At 40.9% G+C, this 21,696-nt stretch carries 20 protein-coding genes and 1 pseudogene; 4 read left to right on the top strand and 17 right to left on the bottom strand.

Annotated elements, in window-relative coordinates; genetic code table 11:
- Positions 1–2 precede the first annotated feature (2 nt).
- Positions 3–1,394 carry a glycoside hydrolase family 32 protein gene (locus KNL20_RS04440; protein ID WP_230399417.1) on the top strand — a complete coding sequence of 464 codons (1,392 nt, stop codon included), beginning with the start codon at positions 3–5 and terminating at the stop codon, positions 1,392–1,394.
- Positions 1,395–1,473: 79 nt separating this feature from the next.
- Here KNL20_RS04440 and KNL20_RS04435 read toward each other — a convergent pair whose 3' ends face one another.
- From KNL20_RS04435 to KNL20_RS04390, 10 genes are all read right to left on the bottom strand, one after another.
- Positions 1,474–2,172, bottom strand: a complete 699-nt coding sequence (locus KNL20_RS04435; RefSeq protein ID WP_230399416.1) for a polysaccharide biosynthesis tyrosine autokinase — start codon at positions 2,170–2,172, stop codon at positions 1,474–1,476.
- A gap of 135 nt (positions 2,173–2,307) precedes the next feature.
- Entirely contained in the window at positions 2,308–3,228 is a 921-nt protein-coding gene (locus KNL20_RS04430) for an aldo/keto reductase (RefSeq protein ID WP_230399415.1), read from the bottom strand.
- 33 nt (positions 3,229–3,261) lie between these two features.
- The gene (locus tag KNL20_RS04425) at positions 3,262–4,605 is read right to left on the bottom strand and encodes a Sapep family Mn(2+)-dependent dipeptidase (protein ID WP_230399414.1); all 1,344 of its coding nucleotides are present in this window, start codon (positions 4,603–4,605) and stop codon (positions 3,262–3,264) included.
- 9 nt (positions 4,606–4,614) lie between these two features.
- Positions 4,615–5,904: an L-cysteine desulfidase family protein gene (locus KNL20_RS04420; protein WP_230399413.1), complete on the bottom strand. Its 1,290-nt coding sequence runs from the start codon at positions 5,902–5,904 to the stop codon at positions 4,615–4,617.
- 10 nt (positions 5,905–5,914) lie between these two features.
- Entirely contained in the window at positions 5,915–6,835 is a 921-nt protein-coding gene (locus KNL20_RS04415; RefSeq protein ID WP_230399412.1) for a helix-turn-helix domain-containing protein, read from the bottom strand.
- Positions 6,823–7,416 carry a response regulator gene (locus KNL20_RS04410; protein ID WP_230399411.1) on the bottom strand — a complete coding sequence of 198 codons (594 nt, stop codon included), beginning with the start codon at positions 7,414–7,416 and terminating at the stop codon, positions 6,823–6,825. The genes KNL20_RS04415 and KNL20_RS04410 overlap by 13 nt, the downstream gene beginning before the upstream one ends.
- 30 nt (positions 7,417–7,446) lie before the next feature.
- Entirely contained in the window at positions 7,447–8,295 is an 849-nt protein-coding gene (locus KNL20_RS04405; protein ID WP_230399410.1) for a carbohydrate ABC transporter permease, read from the bottom strand.
- Positions 8,292–9,176 (bottom strand): carbohydrate ABC transporter permease, encoded by an 885-nt coding sequence (locus tag KNL20_RS04400; RefSeq protein WP_230399409.1) that lies wholly within the window; start codon positions 9,174–9,176, stop codon positions 8,292–8,294. The genes KNL20_RS04405 and KNL20_RS04400 overlap by 4 nt, the downstream gene beginning before the upstream one ends.
- 17 nt (positions 9,177–9,193) lie before the next feature.
- Complete coding sequence (locus tag KNL20_RS04395) at positions 9,194–10,471, bottom strand: ABC transporter substrate-binding protein (protein ID WP_230399408.1); 1,278 nt, start codon at positions 10,469–10,471, stop codon at positions 9,194–9,196.
- A gap of 37 nt (positions 10,472–10,508) precedes the next feature.
- Positions 10,509–11,444, bottom strand: a complete 936-nt coding sequence (locus KNL20_RS04390; protein WP_230399407.1) for a uroporphyrinogen decarboxylase family protein — start codon at positions 11,442–11,444, stop codon at positions 10,509–10,511.
- A 205-nt stretch (positions 11,445–11,649) separates the two neighbouring features.
- Here KNL20_RS04390 and KNL20_RS04385 point away from each other — a divergent pair, with 205 nt between their 5' ends.
- Entirely contained in the window at positions 11,650–13,452 is a 1,803-nt protein-coding gene (locus KNL20_RS04385) for a cache domain-containing sensor histidine kinase (protein WP_230399406.1), read from the top strand.
- Between the two features lie 20 nt (positions 13,453–13,472).
- Here KNL20_RS04385 and KNL20_RS04380 read toward each other — a convergent pair.
- The 5 genes and pseudogenes from KNL20_RS04380 to KNL20_RS04360 form a co-directional block, all read right to left on the bottom strand.
- Positions 13,473–13,724, bottom strand: a pseudogene (locus tag KNL20_RS04380) (type IV toxin-antitoxin system AbiEi family antitoxin domain-containing protein); the annotation flags it as partial.
- A 94-nt stretch (positions 13,725–13,818) separates the two neighbouring features.
- Positions 13,819–14,772 carry a ribokinase gene (gene rbsK / locus KNL20_RS04375; RefSeq protein WP_230399405.1) on the bottom strand — a complete coding sequence of 318 codons (954 nt, stop codon included), beginning with the start codon at positions 14,770–14,772 and terminating at the stop codon, positions 13,819–13,821.
- Between the two features lie 23 nt (positions 14,773–14,795).
- Positions 14,796–15,647 (bottom strand): carbohydrate ABC transporter permease, encoded by an 852-nt coding sequence (locus KNL20_RS04370; protein WP_230399404.1) that lies wholly within the window; start codon positions 15,645–15,647, stop codon positions 14,796–14,798.
- Entirely contained in the window at positions 15,644–16,519 is an 876-nt protein-coding gene (locus KNL20_RS04365) for a carbohydrate ABC transporter permease (RefSeq protein ID WP_230399403.1), read from the bottom strand. The genes KNL20_RS04370 and KNL20_RS04365 overlap by 4 nt, the downstream gene beginning before the upstream one ends.
- 89 nt (positions 16,520–16,608) lie before the next feature.
- The gene (locus KNL20_RS04360; RefSeq protein ID WP_329957517.1) at positions 16,609–17,475 is read right to left on the bottom strand and encodes an extracellular solute-binding protein; all 867 of its coding nucleotides are present in this window, start codon (positions 17,473–17,475) and stop codon (positions 16,609–16,611) included.
- Between the two features lie 251 nt (positions 17,476–17,726).
- Here KNL20_RS04360 and KNL20_RS04355 point away from each other — a divergent pair, with 251 nt between their 5' ends.
- Positions 17,727–18,593 (top strand): tyrosine-type recombinase/integrase, encoded by an 867-nt coding sequence (locus KNL20_RS04355; protein ID WP_230397436.1) that lies wholly within the window; start codon positions 17,727–17,729, stop codon positions 18,591–18,593.
- Complete coding sequence (locus KNL20_RS04350) at positions 18,586–19,743, top strand: IS91 family transposase (protein ID WP_230397435.1); 1,158 nt, start codon at positions 18,586–18,588, stop codon at positions 19,741–19,743. The genes KNL20_RS04355 and KNL20_RS04350 overlap by 8 nt, the downstream gene beginning before the upstream one ends.
- A gap of 219 nt (positions 19,744–19,962) precedes the next feature.
- Here the strand turns inward: KNL20_RS04350 and KNL20_RS04345 are convergent, their stop codons facing one another.
- Positions 19,963–20,577, bottom strand: coding sequence for an ABC transporter substrate-binding protein (locus tag KNL20_RS04345; RefSeq protein ID WP_230399402.1), 615 nt, complete (start codon positions 20,575–20,577; stop codon positions 19,963–19,965).
- Between the two features lie 21 nt (positions 20,578–20,598).
- Positions 20,599–21,528 (bottom strand): nucleoside hydrolase, encoded by a 930-nt coding sequence (locus KNL20_RS04340; protein ID WP_230399401.1) that lies wholly within the window; start codon positions 21,526–21,528, stop codon positions 20,599–20,601.
- Positions 21,529–21,696 lie beyond the last annotated feature (168 nt).

Here is a 21,696-nt window from a genome sequence, read left to right as displayed (position 1 = left end):
TTATGACAAAATTATATTATCAGGAACCGGGGACATGGTTTGGTGACTGTATGCCCTGGGCTCATGATGGAATCTTCTATCTGTTTCATCAAAGGGATAACCGGAACCCAAAACCATTTGGAGAACCCTTTGGATGGGATCTCTCAGTTACCCGGGACTTTGTGCACTACGAAGATAAGGGCGTAGCGATTCCCAGAGGCAGCATGGACGAGCAGGACCAGTTTATATTTGCCGGTTCTGTGTTTGAGGCCGAAGGCAGTTTCCACGCCTTCTATACGGGTTATAACAGAGATTATGAAGGTATGGGGAAAAATCCCCAGGTTTTGATGCATGCGGTCAGCAGTGATTTGATTCATTTGGAAAAAACAAATGACGATCTGACATTTTCCCCTCAGGAAGGATATGATCCGGGTGACTGGCGGGATCCTTTCGTCCTTTGGAATGAAGAAGAAAACCAGTACTTACTCCTTCTGGGGACCAGAAAAAACTCTCCTAAAACAGCCCAGACAGGCTGTACCGTATATTTCACCTCTCCCGATTTGAAAAACTGGGAATTCAAAGGCGATTTTTTTTCACCCGGATTATACACCATGCATGAGATGCCGGACTTATTCCGGATTGGCGACTGGTGGTATCATGTGATATCCGAATACAGCGACAGAGACCGTATGATATACCGTATGTCCAAAAGCATCTACGGACCATGGATCACACCGGAAGACGATGCTTTTGACGGCAGAGCTTATTATGCGGCACGAACCTGTGCGATGAACGGAAGACGATTTTTATTCGGATGGGTTCCCACACGGGAAGATTGCACAGACACCGGAAACTTTGAATGGGCCGGCACCTTTATGGCTCATGAAGTGTACCAGAGGACGGATGGAACGCTTGGGGTAAAGGTTCCCGATGAGGTATGGAATACCTTCGAGAATGAAGAACAGCTTCCCGATATACGTATTTCTTCCCAAGGGGAGCGGACTTCAAAAATTCCGGATGTAAAGAGCGGTGATATCTTCCGCCTTGACGCAACCATTTCTCTGGAAACGAAGGTAAAAGACTTCGGACTTCGTTTTTATGAAAATACCGAAGACGGGCAGGCATACCAGTATCACTTCCTGTCAGGGGAAGAAAGAGTTCTGTTTGAGAAAAATCCGAACTGGCCCTGGTATCAGTGCATGAATCTTGGCTTGGAAAGACCAATCCATCTGGAGGAAGGAAAGACATATCATATACAACTGATTGTGGATGATACAGTATCAACATTATATGTAAATGGAATCGCATTGAATGCACGGTTCTATACAAAACCGGGGGAAAGCATCTCCTTCTTTGTAACAGATGGTACAGTCACAGTAAAAGATATCCACATCGCCCGTGGATTAACAAAATAACCAGATATAAAAAGATAACCCCACATCAGTTGCTGTTGGTGTGGGGGTATCTTTTTATATCTGATTCTTTAAGCGCGGATTACTTTTTTCCGCCTGCTCCATATTCACCATAATACTTGCCGTAATACTTACCGTAATTTTGCTTTTGCATATCTACCTTATTCAAAACCACACCGAGAATCGGACAATTGCTCTTTTCCAGCTGTTCCTTTACCTGCTGTGCAAATCGGTAGCTAATTACTCCCGACTCAATAATCAGGACAGAACCGTCACAAATTTCCGCTACAATCGCACTGTCAATCACACTTCCGAGTGGAGGTGTATCTATAAGGACATAATCATATATCTTTCTCAGTGCCTGAATCGTACTGCGAAACTTCTTCCCACCCAATAGCTCTGCGGGATTTGGAGGAAATGGACCTGAAAAAACAATCTGAAAATCTTTCACATCTGTAGCACAGATAATTTCTTCAACAGGACACTGTCCAGCCAGGAAATGTGTCAATCCCATAATTGTTCCCTGCTGGCGTGCCTTCGTTCTCCCCAGCATCGCAGACTTTCTGAGATCTCCGTCTATCAGCAATACCCGTTTCCCGCTTTCTGCCAGCGAAATGGAAAGCTGCAGGCTTACGCTGCTCTTCCCTTCATTGGGCGTACAGCTCGTAACAACAATTGCTTTCTTATCCTCCCCGCAGAATTGAAGATTCGTACGTAAAGACTTATACGCCTCCGATACCAGATACCCTGGTTTTTCATGTTTTACTGTAACCTGGTTCATAAATATTTCCCTCCTTATGCGTTGGGCTATGGAAATAAGTATAACCCTTATAAAATCAATTATCAAGTAAGTTTTTCCAAAAAAGGAAAAATTTACTTGATAATTTTCCTAATATGTCAAATTTCAGAACGCATCTTACGGAAGCTGCTTCCCTGAAGCCATATATAAAGCATACCAGTCTTCCCTTGTAAGTGCAATATCAGATGCCGAAAAAATATCTTTCAGGCGCTGCTGATTCGTGGTTCCTACAATCGGCTGAATATTCGCCGGGTGACGTAAAATCCATGCGATTGCTATGGCACTGTTTGTTACCTGATATTTATCCGCCATTTCATCAATTTTTTTATTCAGTTCAGGGAATTTTTCTTTATTCAGGAAAGTTCCTTCGAACATCCCATACTGGAACGGAGACCATGCTTGTATGCTAATATCATGAATACGGCAATATTCCAGGATGCCGCCGTCCCGATTAACACTTTCCCCATTGCTCATGTTGACATTCAACCCTGCATCAATCATTCCGCAGTTTGTTAAACTAAACTGAAGCTGATTGATCTGTATCTGGTTGTCACAATATTTATTCAACAACGCTATCTGACCCGGGTTTTGATTACTTACACCAAAATGTCGGACCTTACCGGAGTTTTTCAGTTCATCAAAGGCTGCTGCCACTTCTTCCGGTTCCATCAAGGTATCCGGTCTGTGGAGCAGCAGGATATCGATATAATCTGTCTGTAGCCTTTTTAAGCTCCCATCTACAGACTCCAGAATATACCTTTTTGAAAAATCATAGCAAATTCCGGGGCGGATTGCACACTTTGTCTGTATAATCAGCTTTTCCCGTTCTGCACCTTTTAAATCCACTATTTTTCCAAACAGGCGCTCCGACTCTCCTCCTGCATAGATGTCCGCATGGTCAAAGAAATTACACTCGTATTCCAGAGCTGTGTTGACGTGCTTCAATGCCTGTTTCTCGTCCAATTCTGTCAGCCTCATACAGCCAAGTCCGATTTCCGGAACTATGATACTTCCATTTCCTATCGATATTTTATTCATAATTTTACTTTTCCTTTCTAATACAACTATAAATTAACTCCATGAAGAATTTAATCTCAATATACTATCCACATAAATTCTTCCGGCAGTTATTAACTGGTCTATAGACTGTGCTTCATCCGGTCCATGGCAGCCACCATGTCCCTCCGGAAAATTTATTGCGGAAAGGTCCGCTGGAAGGCCTGGCCCGAATGCCACTGTATCCGGCAGTTTTCTCGCATAGGTTCCTCCCCCCATGGTATAGGTATATCCCTTTTCATCCATAATTGATTCATAAGCCTGAAGCAACTCATCAATGTTCTCATTTTCTTCCAGATAAGAAGGACTGTTGCGGACCACTTTTAAAGATAATCCATACTTCATGACCCTGTCACGTACCTTTTCCAGCATTTCCTGATAATTCCAGGAATGTGGATAGCGGATATTAAACAAAACATGCAGTCTTCCCTGTTTTATATCGCCTTTTGTCATAACACAGGTCAATGCCCCGAACGTCTCATCTTTCCAGGAAATTCCCAGAGTCTCACCACTGGATTCCCGGCCGGCCCTTCCAAGGAAATCAAATGTCTTTTGAAGGCACCCCATAGGATCTTTCTGGCTTAACAGGGTAAAAAGCTCTCCGAGTGCATTTACCATCTCTCCCGGAAAAGCCACATGACCGCTTCTGCCCCGGGTTTCTATTTCTTCTCCGCTGCTTAAACCAGCTCTGGCTTTTGATGGTATGGAATTAGCGGATTCCCCTCCGCAAAGTTCCAATACTTCTGTGATTTTGCTCTCGCTTGACAGCTCCAGCTCACAAATTCCTTTTTCACCGTTACATACGGGAAAACTACAGTCTGCGACAAAGGAAAAATCAGGTATCTCCCCCGCCTTAAGGAATACATCGATATCCTCCATTCCCTGCTCTTCATTACATCCCAAGAGCTGTTCTACCTGAATGTTTAATGGCAGCTTCAATTCTTTTATGCACCGTAACGCATAGAGCACGGCTATGGCCGGTCCTTTATTATCCTGAACTCCTCTGCCTATCATGAAACCTTTATGAAGCACGCCTTCATAGGGCGGAAAGCTCCAGCCGTTACCCTCTTCTACAACATCCAGATGGTTCCAGATTCCCAGACACTTCTCTCCCTCGCCCCATCGGATCCTGCCATAATGATATGCGTGATTTTCTGTGGAAAATCCATAGGAGCTGCCAAGCTTCAGCATTTCATCCAATACAGCCCTGCATCCCGCTCCATAGGGAAACACCGCTTCATTTTTAGAAGAAACGCTCTTTATGGAAACCAGCCTTTGGATATCACAAATCATCTCCTCTTTATGTGCAAGAAACCATTCCTGTATCCTTTGATTTTCCGTCATATTTTCTCTGTACATATACGGCTCCTACCTGTCCAGCATCATATGCAGTATGACATCATTGGTCTGGCTCATGCCCTGATTTCCAAGTCGTCCCAGGTTACGCAGTGTGTGCTCTACATCGGCTTTAACAATACCGTCATGCTCACCTGCTCCGATTCCATTCAGAGCCATATTGGCCCATCGGATGGCCGAGTTTACTGCAGTTGCAATTTTAAGGGCACATCCGGGTTTAGCTCCGTCACAAACGACACCCGAGATATCAGCAATCATGTTATTCACACCGATTTCCATCTGCTCCAGGCTTCCTCCAAACAAAAAGATAATTCCACAGCAGCTTCCAATCGCCGCTGCTATGGAGCAGCCGCAAAGAACCGAAAGACGTCCGATATATTCCTTTGCATGAATTGTGACCAGCAGACTGACCGCCAGGGCTCTGAAGGTCTCTTCCTCCGATTTATTTAACTTCAGACTGACTGCAACGATGGGCAGGGTAGCCGTTAATCCCTGGTTTCCACTGCCGCCGGCGCTCATGACCGGCATTTCACAGCCTGACATTCTGGCATCTGCCGCCGCCGCAGTTAAGGCAACAGCATAACCTCCTATATCCTGTGAAAACAGGCCTGTCCTGTCTTTGATCAAGATACTTTGCCCTACATTCAGTCCGTAATCTTTAGTTAATCCTTCTTCCGCAATCTCACGGTTCAGGCGTACAACATCACGCAAAAAATATAATTTTTCATAAGGGACTTTCATAGCAAAATCTCTGATGTCCTTCAAAGTCAATTCACCGACCGGACTTAGTATCTCTTTTTTCAGTGATTCCGGATTTTCAGTTTCTACCTGTGTATATAAGATTTCTCCATTTTTCTCCAGAAATGTCAGATAATCATGTTTCTTTGAAATCACCGCTTTTGCTCTATTCTTTTTTGAGGCTGTAAAGGCCTCTATATAGATTTTCTCATCGCTATCTGCAAGCTCTACGGAAACCATTCCTGCCTCTGTCAGGCTCAATGCCTTTTTCAAATCATCTTCTGATATACCATTCAGCACCATGAGTTTCTTTTCGGGGGCTGCACTGACCGCACCCAGGGCAGACGCAATATCCAGCCCAGTCATCTTTGTTCCCGGTATCCCGACATTCATGCCGTTCTTATAGATATAGGGGCTTACTTTTAAGCAAATCCTGACCGGATCCTCCCCTAATTCTTTCGCACTGTATGCGGCGGCAAGTGCCGCTGCTGCCGGCTCTGTACAGCCTAAAGCCGGGGCAATCTCTGATTTCAGGCGATTCAAATACTCTATTTCTCTTGTCATTCTTAACCCTCTATGTTTTATGCCTTTCTCTGAATTTTTTAGGCGTCATTCCTACTTCTTTTTTAAAGCTTCTGATAAATTGAGAACAGTCATTGTAACCTGACGAAATGGCTACATCCGTAATGGATAACGTATCCTTTTTCAGAAATTCTTTCGCTTTTTCCATCCTTACCTGTTTTAAATATGCGGAATAACAGCTTCCGGTTTTTTCTGCGAAGATATGACTCAGATATGTGTGATTCATAAAAAGAACATTTTCTGCCAGATCCTTTAAAGATATTTCTTTATTATAATTTTGATGAATGTATTCAGTCATGACTCTCACCAGTTTGTCTGGATTAGATTCCTTCTCTTTCTTCATCTCCATACAGAGAATCTGAATCAGGCGATTCATCCGTTGGATTAATTCATCCACGGAGTCCACATCCAAAATAGAAAACGAGATAGGAATATGATATTTTTCTTCCGGATTCAGTGTATACTTTTCTATAAGCAAATGTACCATGGCAAAAATCTGTATTAAGACACCTTCTATACTACTTGTCTTTAACTTCGGAATGGAGAAAATGTCCCGGATCCAGGATTCCAGTCTGCCGCAGGCCAGTGTTTCATTTCCCTGTTCCATGTAAAGCCGTATGCTGTTCAGGGGTTTTTCACCAATATCCTCATAAGCTGCCGTTCTCTCTTCCAAATCTCTGTAGAAAATAATGTTCCGCTTCTCTTCATAGAATATCTTACTCTTTACCGCCAATACCGATTCCTGGTATGCCTTGTGAAGCTTTCTGCCGTGCTTATAGCTTAAGCTGACACCTGCCTTATAACGGAAGCCTTCTCTGCTCAGTAAAAAGCCAATTCTCTGGACAAAGCTTTCACCCTCCAGGCTGTCACAAACTACAAACCAGTGTTTTTTTCCTACTTCTACAACAGGCAATTCCAAATCCTTTTTTTCATTCCCTGTCTCAGCAGTTTTTTCAAATTACTTTTTAAGGGGACTTTTCCATCCCGGAAATAGATACTGATAAGATTATATTCCTTGAACAGTTTCTCAAATTTTTCAGTATTTTCGCAGTCTGTATCTGCCACTTCCTGATTCAGAACTCCGTTTCCGATATATTCCTCCAGCCAACTGTTCCTGTACTCTGATGCCTTGTGAAATCTGGTAATTATGTCAGCCAGTTCCTCATCGATTACGGGTTTCAGCAGATAGCCGCTGGCACCCAATTTTATCGCTTCCTGGGCATAATGAAATTCTGCATAGGCACTTACCATAATTACAGTCGTATCCTCTAAGCTGCATTTCACTTCTTTTAGAAGTTCAATTCCATCTGTAAAGGGCATCTTTATATCTGTAAATATCAGTTCCGGCCTTTCTTTTTTGGCAAGAGAAAGACCCCGCCTCCCGTTTTCCGCCTCCAATATCTCACATTCCTCATCAAAAGAAATGTTTTTCAACTGTTGGACCAGGGATATCCTTGCATATTCTTCATCTTCCACGACTAATATTTTTACCAAATTCTCACTCCTTATGTGACTCCGCAGCTTTTATCCCTTCACTGCTCCCGCCGTTAAGCCTTTGACTATATATTTCTGTCCACATGCATAGACAATCAGTATTGGCAGCATAGACATAAGATACGCCGTAAATGCCATCGTATAGTCAAAAGAATATTCTGTCTTAAAATTATACTGAAACAGCGGTAACGTCCAGCTGGCCTGGGATTTGTTCAGAATCATCAGTGGCAGCAGAAAATCGTTCCATATCCATAGAGAATCCATAACGATGATTGTGGCAAGCATAGGTTTCATCATGGGAACCATAATCTTCGAATAAGTCTGCATAACCGTACACCCATCAATATGCGCTGCTTCTTCTATCTCAAGAGGCAGGCCTCGTATAAAGTTAACGAATAGAAACACACCCTGTGTGAAGCTGAACGCCAGATACAGTAAAATCAATCCACTCTTATTCAACAGATTCAGGCTTGTCATAAGCTTTGTCACAGGGAGCATAATCACCTGTGAAGGTATAAAAAGTCCCATAAGCAGATAAAAGTATATAAACTTATAATACCTTTTCTCATAATTTCTTGCAATAGCATAAGATACCAGTGGAACAAATAAAGTTATCAGACTTATGGAAATAACAGTTATTATTGCGGAATTCCCTACAAAACCCCAATAATGATTATCAGAAAATAAATTCCTGAAGTTATCCAGGTAAAGCATCTTCGGAAAAGCAAAAAAATTATCTCCTGCTGCTTTCAGGCTCTTAAATGCATTGATAACAACCAGATACAGGGGAACCGCAATCATAAGAAACCCAATCCCGAGTATGATATTACGTGATACCAGCCATCCGTTGACTTGTATCTTTTTTCCTTTTATTTTCATGTATTCACACCGCCCCTGCTGGTTAATTTAATCTGGATGACAGAAAACACCGCTATAATAATAAATAAAACACAGGCTTCTGCATTCGCCATGGAAAACTTCATATTCTGAAAAGCATCATTATAAATCATGATTCCTATCACCTCTGTTGCTCTTACCGGTCCTCCGCCCGTCAAAGCATATGAATAATCAAAGGTAGTAAATCCTGCTTTGATGATCAAAACCAGATTCACGGTAACGGTCGGAAGGATATAGGGAAATGTAAGATATCGAAACTTCTGGAATGTAGTGGCACCATCCAGCATGGCTGATTCATACTGTTCGTCCGGAATGACCTGAAGACCTGACAGAAAAATAAGGGTAGGCATAGCTACGGCCTGCCAGATATTCACGAATACAACTGCGGGCAGTGCAGTCTTTACATTTCCCAGAAAACTTGCGGACAACCATGGTATTCTTAAGAGCTCTCCTATGTAGGGGAGAACTCTTAAGAACATCTGGTCCCATATAAGTGCTATCGTAACGGCGCCAATCATCGCAGGCACAAAGAAAAAAGATTTTATAAATCCCCGGAACCGTTTCAGGGAATTTAAGGATAATGCCAGAATAAGGGCAAGTACGATAACACCAATGACCAGTAAAATTGTGTAAACCAGTGTTGTTTTCAAACTCCTCCAAAAAGCAGGATTATGAACAAGCTTCCTGTAGTTTTCCAGTCCAATAAACTGGTAATCAGGAGAAATTCCATCCCAGTCAGAAAAACTATATCGGATTCCCGTGACTACAGAATAGACGTAGAAAAAACTGTATAATGCCAGTGGTATGATTGTAAAGCTGAAAAAAACCAATTTTGAAGAAATTATCTGCCTTTTTTTCTGCATAATGCTCCTTTTTATTGCTAGCTGCTTACAGCAATGGATTCATCCATGTTTGCAAGAAAATGGTCTGTGTCCCCGTCGCTCAATAATTGCTGTGTGACATTATATAAATCTGTAACCACATTATTATCAATCGTCGACGCCATCCAATCATGAACCCTTCCTGCCTCAATCGCCTCTAAAACCGGCGCAACTCCTTCATCCTCCATCTTCACACCTTTGATACAGGAGGGTGCACCATCATTATCACAGAAAATCTGTGCATTCTCAGGCCTTGCCAGGAACTCCAGAAATTTCATGGCACACTCCTTTTCTTCCTCACTCGCCTTTGCTGAAATACAAATTGCAGCATCAACTCCGCTTAAAACCTTCGTACTTTCTTTGCTGTCACCGGGAAGGGGGAATACTCCCATCTGAAGATCCGGATTAGCAATCGCTAAAGTTCCTTTTGCATAAGAACCGGTAATACACATGGCATACTTCCCATTGGAAAATCCTTCCCAAACTACCGTGTCTGACATACCAAGCATATCCTCATTGGCAAATTTCATGGTTTCTCCAAGTTTCTTTGCCATACCTTGCATCTCGGAATCATCTGCCAGCTTTAATGTTCCTTCGGTAGCTTCCTTTATTTTTTCAACTCCCTGATCTGTCCATGCAACCACTGCACTTTGAAGGATATGTCCTACCTTTGTAGGATCCTTTCCCATAACTCCAATCGGGGTAATGCCTGCCTCCTGCAAAGATTCGCAAACCCGGATAAAGTCATCATAGGTTTCAGGAATCTCCAGGTTGTTTTCCTCGAAAATTTCCTTGTTATAAAACACTCCCATATAGTTGTTACTATACGGCAGAGCATAGGTCTCACCATCATTTGCTTTTGACATCTCTAAAGCAGATCCATTCACATTCTGCAAAAACTCCTGACCTGATAATTTCTCTACAAAACCACTTTCCACCTTCTGTTTAAACTGCATCTGAGTCGGATAATCCGAGAAGAGCACCGGGATGTCATCCGATGCGATTCTCGAAGTCAACACTTTCCCGGCATCCGGTACGGTATTCATCTCAATTTTAATTTCCGGATACTCTTTATTAAACTTATCAATAATCTCCTGATATCCTTTCTGAGGGCCTTCTTCTCCTTTTTGCTGGAAAAACTCCAGAGTCGTGACATCTGAACCTGATTTATTACCATCTTCCTTGCTTCCGTCCGGCTGCCCACTGTTTCCGGAGCATCCTGTCATAAAAGCAAGTGTCAACACCATTCCCAGCCCTGCAACTAACTTTTTCTTCATACCGCTTCTCCTTTTGAAATTAAGATTTAATTGTCGATTAATCGTTATGTGCTTTCGAAACTGCATAAGCAATTTTTTCAATTGATATATTTTTCCCCTGAATCGTGCAGTCCGCACCAATCATAAACCCGGCCTGTCCGACTTCTTCAATAGCTGCCAGAACTTCTTCTTCGATTTCCGATTTCTCCCCATTTAAAATATTTCCTTTGTTATTAAGTCCGCCCAGTACTGGTTTCCGGAATAATTCCTTACCTTTTGTAAGAGAACAATTGTTATCTTTTACAGACCAGTTTACCATTGTCGCCGGATAATCTTTAAACCAATCCAGGTTCGTCTTAAATTTATACTCTGGTTCTCCGCAGATATGCAGTAACACATACTGTTCCTGCCCGGGAACCCGAAGAATCTGAAGATCATATGGCTTTACCAGTCTTTCCCATTCCTCATATGTAAAACGTCCCACTTCGCCATACTGAGCTGAATAATAGATTCCATCCGCTCCCACGTTCAGAAATTCCTTTGCCCACATCTCCAGTCCGTCTGCAATAATCTGAATCCCTGCTTTTACATCCTCCGGATATTTTTTACTATGTTCCATCAGTATCTCTTCTCCAAAGGCCATGGAAGCCGCTTTAAATGGACCAAACATTGTCTGAAAAATGAATACATCCTCTCCGACTTCTGCTCTGATTCCTTTTATGATATTCGCCATCTTTGAAAATTCAGGTGAATCAATTCCTTTTATAGAGATTCGATGCCAGTCCTCAGGACTCTTTATTTTTCCTTCCACTGGATATGGGTAATCCTGCATAATCTTTACAATATCCATATCCGTTTCCTGATATAGCTTCACATGTGCCCGAATCATGTCTGCTTCTGAGAACTCCGGACTATAATGAAACCAAAATCCTGCCGGAGTTACATCCGGTTTTTCACCACGAAACACAGTCAGCATACGTTCTTTCTTATTCATCTTTGATCCTCCGTTTTTTTATTATCACTATCATAACCAATTTATTTCGATAGTTATAGGCAAATCTTTGGATAGAATGCATGCATTCTTTTGGTTTTTAAAATACTTTTTATCAAGTTATTGATTTTATTCTTTTCTATCCTTTATACTGATAGACATATTGTTGTGTGGCTGAATACAAATTCGTTTCAAAAAAGGAGAATCTATGTTTCAGAAGCTGACTTATCATACACAGATTTTTTTAGTATCCATTCTACTGGTAATTACCCCGACAATCGTACTGGGAATTACAACTGCCAATCACACAGTGAAACAGGTGAGTGAAGAATACCACGATGCCCTCAATACCATATGCGTTCAGACGAACATTACCCTTGATACACTCCTCAGCAATGCTGAAAAAGTGAGCTCTATGTATATTTTTAACTCTGATGTAAAAAGAATTCTGTCAACAGATTATCAGGAGAATTCACTGGAATTGGCCCAAGACGATAATCTATTGATTTCTCAGATTAAACAGGCTAATAATTTCAATACGAACATTGTATCCTGTATTGTTCAAAATGAGCACGACTATATCTTTTCCTATAATTTTGTTAACAGAAAGGATGAGTTGGCAGCCATAAAAGATATGAAGGAATGGTCAGATATCGCTCTCGCAAACGGTAATCCGACTTACTTTGGCCCCATATCACACTCTAAATATACGGGCAATATATTTAAAAATATACTTCCAATGGTAAAAGTCATGTATGACCCCTACGCAAATAAAGATCTCGGTATCATGTATATCGGTATCAATTTTGATCCTATTGAAAAAGCAATGAATTCCTCTAAGCTTAAAAACGTACAAATCCTTATATTTAATGAAAATAATGAGTTGACTTACTCTTCAGATGATGGATCTTTGTTAAGGGAAAATCCTTCACTGGAAAAAGATGTCTCGGATATTTCCTCGCATATTACCAAAAATCAGAGTCACTGGTCTGATTCTCTGAAAATTGCTTCCACAGATTTTTCCTTAAGTGTGTCTTACAACAAAACCACCGGGTGGAAAATTATACATTTGATGGATAATCATGTAGTCAAAAACGCCTATATCAGTAATATACAAAACTTTATTATCATATTGTTCTTTACAATTATTCTGGGCTTCGTTGTATCTTATATACTTTCAAAAAAAATCACAGAGCCTATGAAACACTTATGCCACGATATTGACTCCTGTGAGACTGGAAATCTGCACACGTTTCAGATAAAAAAAAGCTATTTTTCAAACAGAGAGCTTCAGCAATTGACCGACAGCTTCAATCATCTGAATAAAAGGCTCGCAGAAAGTTTAAAACAAAATTATACTGTATTATTAAATGAGAAGCAAATGCGCCTGCAGATGCTGCGTTCCCAGATTAATCACCATTTTTTATACAATACGTTAAATGTCATAAGCTCCCTTGCCTACATCAACCATGTTCCAGAAATCCGCACGGTCTCCAACGCAATATCTTCCATACTTAGATATAATCTGCGTGGTGAGGCAATTGTAAAGCTGAAAGATGAGGTTTATCAGGCAGAACAATATATTGCCATCCAGCAAGTCCGGCTTCCCCATAAATTCACTTATATAATAAATGTTCCAGAGGACTTAATGGAAATCAAAGTACCTGCTTTTATTTTCCAGCCACTTTTGGAAAACTGCTTTCAGCATGGCTTCAGCAGCATGGAGGATTCGTGCAAAATTGAATTAAAGGGTGAATTGAACCGGGGATGCCTCATCCTCTCGGTTATAGATAATGGATGCGGTATGTCCTCTGAGAAACTTTCTGAATTGAGGAGAAGCTTAGATACACAGGATTATGAAATACACAATACATATAACCAGGATAACCACGGTATTGGCATATTGAATGTTCATAAAAGAATTTGTGCCTATTTTGGCAGAGATTATGGATTGCAGCTCAACAGCAGTCGTGAAGGTACGATAATTTTGATATGGCTGCCCTTAAGTTAAGGGCAGCTCTGCTGTCTTAATCATAAAAGTATCTCCAAATACTGTCTTAAAATCTTTTCCACATGAAACATAGCCGCATACCACATTAACTGCCGCAGATTTTTGTCTTTACGGCTGGTATAGTGTTTTAATGCATTTTGAAGAGTCTGGATTTCAATACTGCTTCTATTTCGAATAATATCACAGATTGTCCGTTCCATATTGTAAACAGGAACAGCATGTCCAAATGGTGTCTGTGTCATAATCATACCTTCTTTATGCAACTCCTGCTTTTTATTTTACATTCTCATTTCATCCCTATTCAAAAAGTGGCTATGCATTAATTTCCAACTTAGATCCCAAACATAATTCTCTGGCTCATCATATTTAAATATTTCTAACCACATTAAGCTTCCCTTCATACTCCCTCACCTCATCCACTCTCGGGATTGATGACTGTGCTCCTTTTCTCGTAACCACAATTGCAGCCACAAGGTTTGCATATCGAACAGCCTCCATCAACCCTTTCCCTTCTGCGAGCATCAATGCCAATGATGCAGTAAAGGAGTCTCCCGCCGCCGTTGTATCCACTACCTGCACTTCATAAGAGGGAATCTGCTCAACACCTTGGTTGAAGGAATTAACATAAACTCCTTTCTTTCCCAGCGTAACAATAACATGCTTTACACCATAGCCTTTCAATAGTTCTGTAGCCTCATACAAGTTTTCCAACACATTCTCTGTCTTCGTTAAAATTCCCAATTCAGTTTCATTTGGCTTAATAACATCCACGTAACAGTAAAGTTCCATCGGAAATTCACGCGGCGCAGGTGCTGGATCAAGAATCACCAACTTATTCAGTTCTTTAGCTTTCCGGGCTGCATACAACACCGTCTCTACTGGAATTTCCATCTGAAAAACAACAATGTCACTTCGTTCCATCAACCCAATATTTCTATCAATATCTTCCTTGGACAATTGCGCATTTGCACCTGGAATTACTACAATGCTGTTATCGCCTTCTTTATTCACTGTAATCAGCGCAACTCCCGTACCCATATGTTTTTTTTGGATAAGGTATGAAACATCGATTCCCGAATCTATTAGGCTTTTCTTTGAAATCATGGCATACTGATCATCTCCCAAAGCTCCAAGCATCGTCACATCCGCTCCAAGCCGCCCTGCGGCACATGCCTGATTTGCTCCTTTTCCTCCCGGGATCAAATCTAGCTTATCTCCTAAAATTGTCTCTCCGGCAACCGGCGTATGATCTACATTTGTGACCATATCCACGTTCAGACTTCCAATAACCAACACCTTTTTTTTGTCTTTATATTTCATATTACACCTCCCTCCATTATGCATCAGCCCTTAACGCCGCTACTAGTAATTCCCTGAACAAAATATTTTTGCAGTGGAAGAAACAGAAGCAGTGGTATCAATGCCGAGAACATGGAGCCTGCATAAAGCGCCGACCATGCGGTACTATGTTCTGTATTAAACGCAGTGAGTGCAATTTGAATGGTTCTGATATCTTTAGAGCGGGCAATAAGCAGCGGCCAAAGATATGAATTCCACTGATCCATAAAAATCATCAATCCAGCAGTAATAAAAACCGGCTGTGATAATGGTATTAAAATGCTGCTATATATTTTTCCGATATTAGCTCCATCTATTCGTGCGGCATCCAGTAAGTCAGCAGGAATATCTTTAAAAAACTGTACAAATAAGAATAGTACCAGACCGCTGGCAATACTGGGCAGAATCATTCCCTGAAACGTATCTACCATCTTCATTTTATCTGCAACCCGATAAAGTGGAAGTGCAATCGCCTCAAAAGGTATCATAAACGAAATGAGTACCAGAGAAAACAGCGGTTTTTTGAACCTAAACTCAAACATTGCAAATGCAAAAGCAGCCACTGAATTAAGGACGCATCCAAACGCAATAGAGATTGCGGTAACAAGCACTGTATTGAGCACCGGTTTTAGAAACCCATAGACGGTAAACAAATCCACATAAGACTTTGCCGTCCACTTTACCGGAATCAAAGTATGTATGGAAAATGGCATGACATACGTATATAATTCTGAATCATCCCTAAGAGAGGCTGATACTCCCCAAAGAAGCGGAAATAATGTTAGTACTGCAATTAAAATCAGCACAATATATAGAATAATGTGGGAAAGTGTCTTTTTTGTTTTCCTCGTCATCATTTTACTCTCACTTTCTCAGATTTATCATTTTCATTCAACAAAGCAGCTTGAAAAAGACAAATGCATACAATTAGTAGTAGAAGTACCATAACAATTGCTGATGCTCTGCCTCTGTCTCCATATTGAAACGCTGACTGATATGCTTCAAACATTAAGACATTTGTGCTCTCTTGCGGTCCACCATTTGTAATCACCTGCATGGGCACAAACAGCAGAATATTTGCTGTCGTATTGGCCACAAATACAAACAAAAGAACCTTCTTAATCAAGGGAATTGTAATCTTCCAGATTGTTGTAAACCATCCTGCACCATCGATTTTCGCCGATTCATATATAGCAATATCAACGTTTTTCAATCCTGCGAGGATAAACATCATCCAATACCCTACGCCCTTCCATGTGGCTACAAGCACAATACACCATAAAGCCTGAGATTTACTGATAAAGAAATCTTGTGAAGGAATTCCTAACAGATTCAAAAAGCTATTCACGACACCACTATCGGGATTCAACATGATATTCCAAACCAAACATCCAACTGTAATCGAAATGGTAACCGGAAGGTAGAAAACAGTCCGAAAGATTCCTATTCCTTTTACAGTTGAATTCACCAAAAGTGCAACGATAAATGCCAGGCATACCTGTAAAGGAATCATAACAATATTAATTTTCAATGTAATCCAAAGTGAATTCCAAAAAGAAGAATCTGAAAAAAGCGATTTGTATGTATCAAGCGTAAAACTACTATCTACAAAAAGGCTTTCTAAAGCAGTCTCAACAATCGGATATAATTTAAAAATACAAATAAGAAGAAACGCCGGAGCTATCAACACATAAGGAAGAAAGCGCATTTTTTTTGATAAATGTAGCATAAGGTTCCTCCACCCATTCTTATAAGACAGGTAATTGCAAGGGTCTCTGGCAGAATATGTACATACCCATACAATTACCTGTAAACTGTTTACTTATTATACTTTTCCATTACCTTTTCAATCTTGTTTACTGCATTCTTCAGAGAGTCCGAAACATCAGAGCCATTTTTGATATCCTCCCAAGTATTCTGAATAATGGTGTCGTACTCAGTATATCCGGGGGTCATCGCCCTTGGTACAGCCGTGTTAGCAGACTCATATGCTGCAATTTTCATATATTCCGGAGCCTTATCACTCTTCATCATCGTTTCAACACCCGCAACTGTAGCAGGGACATCTCCATTTGCCTCCAGCCACATTGAATTACCTTCACCAATAGACATAAATTTGATGAATTCAGCTGCAAGCTCTTTATTCTTCGCATTCTTTGGTATTCCAAAATGCCAGCTGCCAGTAGGGGTCCCTACTTCACTTTCATGTCCCTCAAAAGCGGGTACCGGAGCGTATGCATAATCTTTCATTCCTTCCTTATCACAGGAATTTGCCATCCAGGTTCCATCTACGATAAAGACGATTTTACCTGCACGGAAGAAATCTCCTGCATCATCCGCCGTGATCCCTTTTAACGAAATTCCATTATTAAAAAGTTCCTGATACCAGGTTGCACCATCAATCCATGCCTTATCGTTAATCACACCCTCAGCTGTATAACCATCATCTCCTATATTCTTCCCCCCCAGACTGTTTGGAATCTGGTTCATCTGATACGTACGGCTAACCTGAGCAAATGTGATTCCTGATATTCCTTTCGAACCATCCGGATCGACCTTATCTAGCGTCTGTTTGGCATAATCTGTCACCTGTTCCCATGTCAGACGGCTTTCCGTTGTACTTTCTGGTATCTCAATTCCAGCCTCTTTTAAAAGTGCAGTATTGTACCAAATCGCTGGCGCGATAGCTAGCGTAGCCTTTGATACATTTTCGCCACCAGTTTATTTTTTAAAAAATAGTAGCAGTTTTTGCTCATATGTTATATTGTTGAATCACCACAAGACAACTTATAACATTTCACTCAGACCGCTACTATGTTAAATTTATCATGTTTTCTTCAATTCAACAACTACATATCTCATTTTTTTATTCGTCCGCCACCTTTTTTGAATTGATTTTCACTTTGACAAACCATTCATCTTTAGGAGGTTCCATTATGGACAAATATTTTAATTCTTATCAAGAGATGCTCTCTCTTCGCGGCCTTACCGGCCACACCATAAAATCTTACTGTACTTACATTCGGGCTTATCTCGGTTACCTTACTGAGATTCTTCACAAAGATCCCATGGATGTTTCTTGGCAGGAGCTTCGTGGATATATCAAATGGCTCCAGAATACCAGATCTCTGAGTGACCGTACTATAAATACTGCCATTTCTCAGCTTCAGTTTTTTACGATTTATATCCTGCACAAACCATGGGATACAACGCAGCTTCCTTTCCGTAAGTTTGATACATTTATCCCGTTTGTGCCTACCATGGATGAAGTATGGGAATTCATATCCACTATGCCTGATCTAAAACAGAAAACCATGGTCACTATCATGTATTCCTCCGGTCTTCGCATTGGCGAAGTTTGTCACATGCGGTATGAACACATAAAACGGAAACAGATGCGCATTTACATTCCCCATTCCAAGAACCGTTCTGACCGATATGCCATTCTTTCACAGAAGGCACTTGATCTCCTTACCGAATACTGGTATTCCTATGGCAGACCCACTGGCTGGCTCTTTCCAAAGCAGTTCGACCCTGAACGCCCGATTGATACCTTTTATCTTTCCCGGCATATCCATGCTCATGAAGACCGCCTTGGCTGGGAACACCGTATTACCTGTCATTCATTTCGCCATGCTTTTGGTACTCATCTTTACGAAAACGGAACCGATCTTCTGAACATTAAAGAACTTCTTGGTCATAAATCTTTACTTTCAACCACCATTTATGTCCATTTGGCTTCCAACGGCGTTGGTTCGGTAACAAGCCCTTTCGACCAGATGGGAGGGAGCTTCCATGAGTAATTACAAAATCAAGCAGATATGGGAATCCTCTTATGAGGATTATTGTGCTTCACACCATTACCAGTCGGAAGTCCAGGCACAGGCTTCCCATGCCATTTTAAACTGTAAATCCGGAAAACTTGGGTGTAACATCAGTCAGTGTTCGGACTGCGGACATATGGAAATCCACCATAACTCCTGCCGGAACCGTAACTGCCCCAATTGTCAGGCCGTGCTTAAGGAAATCTGGGTCGATAAACGCAGGGCAGAAGTCATTGATTCTCCCTACTTCCACGTAGTTTTTACCCTTCCTCATGAACTAAATCCTCTTATTTATTGCAATCAGGAACTTCTGTATGGCCTTTTGCACAGATGCTCCGCCGAAACACTTCTGGAATTATCCAAGGATAAGAAGTATCTCGGCGCAACACCCGGTATCATTCAGGTTCTTCACACTTGGAACCAAGAACTGGATTATCATGTGCATATGCACTGTATTGTTTCCGGTGGCGGACTGACCGTAGACCAGAAGCTTAGAAAATCCAAGAACAAGTTTTTTATTCCGGTAAAGGTATTGCGTGATAAATTCAAAGGAAAATATCTCGCACTTCTAGAAACATACCATAGGAGCGGGAAACTTTCTTTTTCTTCTTCCTGTGAGAAACTTCAGAATTCTTACCACTGGAAGGAATGGAAGAATCATCTTTATGAAAAAGACTGGTGTCCCTATATTAAGGAGACCTTTAACGGTTTTGGCAATGCGATTGAATACCTGGGAAAATACACACATAAGATTGCCATATCAAACAGCAGAATCCTATCCGCCACACCGACAGAAACAACCTTTTCTGCAAGGGGGAAAAGGCCAGATGAACCCAATCGTGAAATCATTCTGCAAAACACGGAATTCATTCGCCGCTTTTTGATGCATGTGCTGCCATCTGGATTTCAGAAAATCCGCTATTATGGGTTTCTGAATAATCGAATGAAAACCCAAAATCTGAAAATCATCTTTAAGCTCCAGGGATGTCAGAGATTTAAGCGACGATATATTGGGTTATCCATGACCGAATTATTAAAAGCTGTCTGGAACTTTGATATTTGCCTCTGCCCTGAATGTGGATGCAGATCCATGAAACAGCTTGGAAGGAATTATGCCGCTTCTTGGTAAATCTTTGCTTTTATCATATTTTTTTCAAAAGACCTCCTGGTGGAAGGTCTGCGAAGCATGCCCAAAAATATTTTTTGAGCTAAACATACCTGTGCTTCTTTGGTTTTTACACCCATTTTCCTAGATTGGAGGTTCTGAAAAAAGATACTATCCCCATATACCTCATCGGCTAAGTTACCGCGAACTTGGTACAATCGTGAAGAATCATATTTAGAGCAATTAGAGTTTAATCTCTGACTGCTCTTTTTGATTGCTCAAAATATGATACTTCACTAAAAGATTGTACCACAAAAGCTGAGACGAGCTATTCATCGCCGGTGCATAAAACACGCCATCCCAGCTTCCTGCTTCATAAGCTGAATCGTTGAACATTTTCTTTTCATCATCAGTAAAATACTCATCCATAGATGCCACCCAGTCTTTTACAGCGTAGGAGGCTACCAGAGGAACGTCTATCCCTATTACATCATAATCATCTGAGCCAGATTCCAATTTTACCTGTAACATCTGCAGATAATCGGAATGCGAATAAAGTTCCACATTAACCTTTGCCCCAGTCTCTTCTTCAAATTTGTCTAGAATTGGTTCCAAATTCTCTTCCCAGTCACCTGCACCAGTATCCGTCCAGGTAATTTCCTGTCCGGCAAAGGGTTTGTCTGAATTTTTTGTTGCACTACTGCCCTCTGTTTTAGATGAACTGCCGGAATTACTTTTTCCTGTTTCCTGCTCTTTACCCGGAGAGTTTCCACCTTCAGAGTTTTTTCCACATCCACTTAACAAGCTTCCTGCCATCACACTGATTAACAACCATGCTGCCATTTTTCTACTTTTCATCTGCTTTCCTCCCTTGAATTGTCATTTCGATAATTTTTCAAAAAGATCCATATATAATGCATCTCTATGAATTGCATATACATATTTTATAAAATGACGCGTCTTATCAATGCCCCATTTGTCATCATATTCCGGAATCGGACTATGCTCAAGACGTTCTTCCATAAATGATTCATCTATTAGCCATGCAACAGCGGTGACATCCCAGATCGCCCGACTCCAGCAATTTCCCTGACCAACCAAAATGGCTTCCTGAACGGTATTCTCAACCAGATAATCGCAAAGCTCATTTTTACCTTTTAGCCAAAAGTTCAATTCAGGACCTGTAGTAGTAAACGAAGATACAACTCCCATACAAGGAAGAAGAACCAGTGGAACTCCACATGCAAAGATTACTCTTGCAGCTGCCACATCCTGGCAAGCATTGAATTCTTGATTGTCATGCCAGTCCAATGCATTTCCCCCAAGCCAAATTACAACGATTTTCCTAATAATTGAAGGCTCCATCAAAATAGCAGATGCTATATTTGTAATTGCACCAATTGCAATTATATACAGTGGATCGTTGTCATCACGTTTTAACGCTAACTTCACCAAATTCCTGGCAGCCGATGATTCCACTGCTTCCTTCTCATTTTCTAAATATGTTCTGGAACCTTTGAAGACCACTTTCTTATATTCTTCTTTCTTCAACAGGCCTAATACCTTATGAATCTCTTTAAAGCTTTTTTCCATGCCATCTTCCGGACTTTCTGAATGATGATTAAAAAAGGGTGCCGCATAGATTGCCTGTAATCTTAATTTCTCGTGTGACTTAAGCAAATAGGCTAGTGCAAACTGATCGTCGATCTCATTGTATGTATCTGTATCAATTACAACGTCAACCTCACCCTTCGGTCTTTCTAACCGCTTTAACAAATCACCTGTATCCAGATGATACTTTTCCCACATACTTTTCCCTCCTGTCTGGAAATTTAATAAAATATTTTCCGAAATCATTTTCTGTAACACAATAGTAATTCCATTTCTTTATAATGTCAACTGAAAAATTATATTTTGTTAAATAAAACTATTTTCTCAACAGTTTTCCTGTGCATATTTACTATATACAATAGATAA

It is taken from the genome of Novisyntrophococcus fermenticellae (assembly GCF_018866245.1).
Taxonomy (GTDB): Bacteria; Bacillota; Clostridia; order Lachnospirales; family Lachnospiraceae; genus Novisyntrophococcus; species Novisyntrophococcus fermenticellae.
Note: the sequence above shows the minus strand (reverse complement) of the source record. Positions and strands in the feature narration are given on the sequence as shown.